Annotated in this window: 3 protein-coding genes; all 3 read left to right on the forward strand. The window is 72.2% G+C overall.

The window, feature by feature from the left end; genetic code table 11:
- Window positions 1-12: 12 nt before the first annotated feature.
- The 3 genes from JGS39_RS39165 (at window position 13) to JGS39_RS39175 (ending at window position 2,749) form a co-directional block, all read left to right on the forward strand.
- Window positions 13-1,533, forward strand: a complete 1,521-nt coding sequence (locus tag JGS39_RS39165; RefSeq protein WP_219574530.1) for an MFS transporter — start codon at window positions 13-15, stop codon at window positions 1,531-1,533.
- Window positions 1,530-2,129, forward strand: coding sequence for a TetR/AcrR family transcriptional regulator (locus JGS39_RS39170; protein WP_236064678.1), 600 nt, complete (start codon window positions 1,530-1,532; stop codon window positions 2,127-2,129). Before JGS39_RS39165 ends, JGS39_RS39170 begins: the two co-directional genes overlap by 4 nt.
- A 65-nt stretch (window positions 2,130-2,194) precedes the next feature.
- Complete coding sequence (locus JGS39_RS39175; protein ID WP_236064679.1) at window positions 2,195-2,749, forward strand: hypothetical protein; 555 nt, start codon at window positions 2,195-2,197, stop codon at window positions 2,747-2,749.
- The last annotated feature ends 126 nt before the right edge of the window (window positions 2,750-2,875 follow it).

Genomic DNA, 2,875 nt, shown 5'->3' on the forward strand with positions numbered 1-2,875 from the left:
GTACGGAGACACATGACCGCGGACATACCCGTCCCAGCCACCCCCGCGCCGTCCGGCGTCCGGCCCCCGCACCCCCGCCTCGCGGTCGGCGTGCTGGCCTTCTGCGGGGTCGTCGTCGCCGTCATGCAGACGATCGTCGTGCCGCTGCTCCCGCACATCCCCGAGCTGACCGGTGCCACGCCCGCCGCCGCGAGCTGGCTGGTCACCGTCACGCTCCTCACCGGCGCGGTCTTCACCCCGGTCCTCGGCCGGGTCGGTGACATGTACGGCAAGCGCCGGGTGCTGGTGGCCTCGCTCGCGGTCCTGGTCGTGGGCTCGGTGCTGTGCGCGGTCAGTTCCCACATCGGGGTGCTGATCACGGGCCGGGCCCTGCAAGGGGCCGCGATCGCCGTCGTACCGCTGGGCATCAGCATCCTGCGCGACGAACTGCCGCCCGAGCGCGTCCTGTCCGCCGTCGCGCTGATGAGCTCGACGCTCGGCATCGGCGCGGCGGTCGGCCTGCCCGTCGCCGCGCTCGTCGTGGAGAACTTCGACTGGCACACGATGTTCTGGGTCTCCGGCCTGATCGGCCTCGTCGACATCGTGCTGGTGCTGCACACGATGTGCTGCGTACCGGAATCCCCGCTGCGCAGCCGCGGCCGCTTCGACGCGGTCGGCGCGCTGGGCCTGTCGGTTGCGCTCGTTTGTCTGCTGCTCGCGGTCACCCAGGGCGCCGACTGGGGCTGGGGCTCGGTCCGCACGGTCGGCCTGCTCGCGACCGCGGTGGTCGTGGCGCTGCTCTGGGGCGCGTACGAGCTTCGCGCGCCGACACCCATGGTCGACCTGAGGGTCTCGGCGCGTCCGGCCGTCCTGCTGACCAACATCGCGGCCCTGCTGATCGGCTTCGCGTTCTACGCGAACTCACTGGTCACCGCGCAGATGGTGCAGGAGCCGAAGTCCACGGGGTACGGGCTCGGCGCCTCGCTCGTCGTCAGCGGACTGTGCCTGCTGCCGGGCGGGGTGGCGATGGTGGCGCTGTCACCCGTCTCGGCCCGGATATCGGCCAAGCACGGCCCGAAGGTCAGCCTCGCGCTCGCCGCGGGGGTCATCGCCGTCGGCTACGGGGTGCGGTACTTCACCAGCCACAGCCTGTGGCTGATCATCGCGGGCGCCACGGTCGTCGCCTCGGGCACGGCCATCGCGTACTCGGCCCTGCCCGCCCTCGTGATGCGAGGAGTTCCGGCCAGTGAGACGGGTGCGGCGAACGGCCTGAACACTCTCATGCGCTCGATCGGCCAGGCCTTCTGCAGCGCGACGGTCGCCGCGGTCCTGGCCAACATCACGTTCCGGGCGGGCGGCAGGACGGCTCCGACGCTCCACGCGTACCAACTGGTCTTCGTCATCGCGGCCGGCGCGGCACTCGCCGCCCTGGCCGTCACGCTGTTCCTGCCGGGCCGGAGGCCGGCCACGGCGGGTACGGTCGAGGAGAGCCGCAAGGCACCGGACACCCGCAGCAGGAGTGTGCGGACGGAAGAACTCCAGGAGGGCACATGACCGGCGGCCGAGCCACCGCGGCGGCCCCTGTCGCGCCCGTCGCTCCCGCCGTCCCTCCGGAGACGGGCAGCGGCCGGGACGCGATCCTGCTCGCCGCGCGACGGGCGTTCACCCAGCGCCCGTACGCCGAGGTGACCATCCGCAAGATCGCAGCGGACGCCGGGGTGAGCCCGTCCCTCGTGGTCAAGCACTTCGGCCGCAAGGAGGAACTCTTCAACACCGTGGCCGACTTCGGCCCGGCGGCCGCGGAGCTCTTCGACGCACCGCTGGACGCCCTGGGCCGCCACATGGTCGTCACGCTGGTGACGTACCGCCGCACGTTCAAGTCGGACCCGCTGCTGCGCGTCGTGTTCTCCCTGGGCAACCAGGACGAGCGCTCCCTGCTCCGCGACCGCTTCCACGAACAGGTCACCGCCGCCCTGACCGCCCGCCTCCCCGGCCACGACCGCGCCCTGCGCGCCGAACTCCTGGCCGGCCACCTGCTGGGCCTCGGCGCGACGCTCAGCCTCCACCGCGAGGGCGCGGGCACGCTCGCCTCTCCGGAGCGCATCGCCGACCTCTACGCTCCCGCGCTCCAGAACCTGATCACGGGCTGATCGCGGACGGCTCACCGACCGGTACCGCGCGGTATGGTCTGGGCCAACCGACGAGGGGGCCTCACATGTCTGTTCGCGTCCGCATCCGCATGTCCACGACCGCACTGGCCGTGACGGCCGCTCTGGTGGGGGCTCTGGCCGGCTGCACCGAGGCGAGTACGTCGCAGGGCCCCGGGGACGACGTCCCGTACGTGGCACCCTCGGCGAACGCGTCGGCGGTGAACAAGGAGATCGAGCAGGACGAGGCCGACGCGGAGGCCTCGGAGGCGGCCGAGGCGAACGCGGCCCAGGAGAAGGCCTTCAACAGGCCCGAGGAGGTACGCAGCGCCTTCGCCGGCCTCCAGGCCACGTACCAGGACGGCTGCGCACCCGGGGACGGCAACTGTGCCTACTTCCTCGGCCGGGTGAACGACGAACTGAACGGCCTGGACAAGTCGATGAGGGCGGACGGCGGCGGCCCGAACCACTTCAAGGAGCCGCTGGGCTGGATCAGCACACTGAGCACCACGCTGGCCGGTGACACCTCCACGGCCAACCTGGAGAAGCACCGCAGCCAACTGCTGGGCACGCGCGACCGCATCAACACCTGGATGCAGGGCCACCCGGAGGACTACCGCTGACAAGCGGTGCCGCACAGGCCCCCGCGTACCTCCCGGGCCGCCGCGCGAGCCCTCCCCGCGTACCCTCCAGCCCCTCCGGCGTTTGAGGAGCGGGGTCCGGGGCGGACCCCGCTCCTCAAACGCCGG

This window comes from Streptomyces poriferorum, from assembly GCF_019399235.1.
Taxonomy (GTDB): Bacteria; Actinomycetota; Actinomycetes; order Streptomycetales; family Streptomycetaceae; genus Streptomyces; species Streptomyces poriferorum.

Excerpts from the sequence above, each read along its gene's own strand:
- JGS39_RS39165 (WP_219574530.1), top strand. The coding sequence starts at position 13 with ATGACCGCGGACATACCCGTCCCAGCCACCCCCGCGCCGTCCGGCGTC.
- JGS39_RS39175 (WP_236064679.1), top strand. The coding sequence starts at position 2,195 with ATGTCTGTTCGCGTCCGCATCCGCATGTCCACGACCGCACTGGCCGTG.
- JGS39_RS39170 (WP_236064678.1), top strand. The coding sequence starts at position 1,530 with ATGACCGGCGGCCGAGCCACCGCGGCGGCCCCTGTCGCGCCCGTCGCT.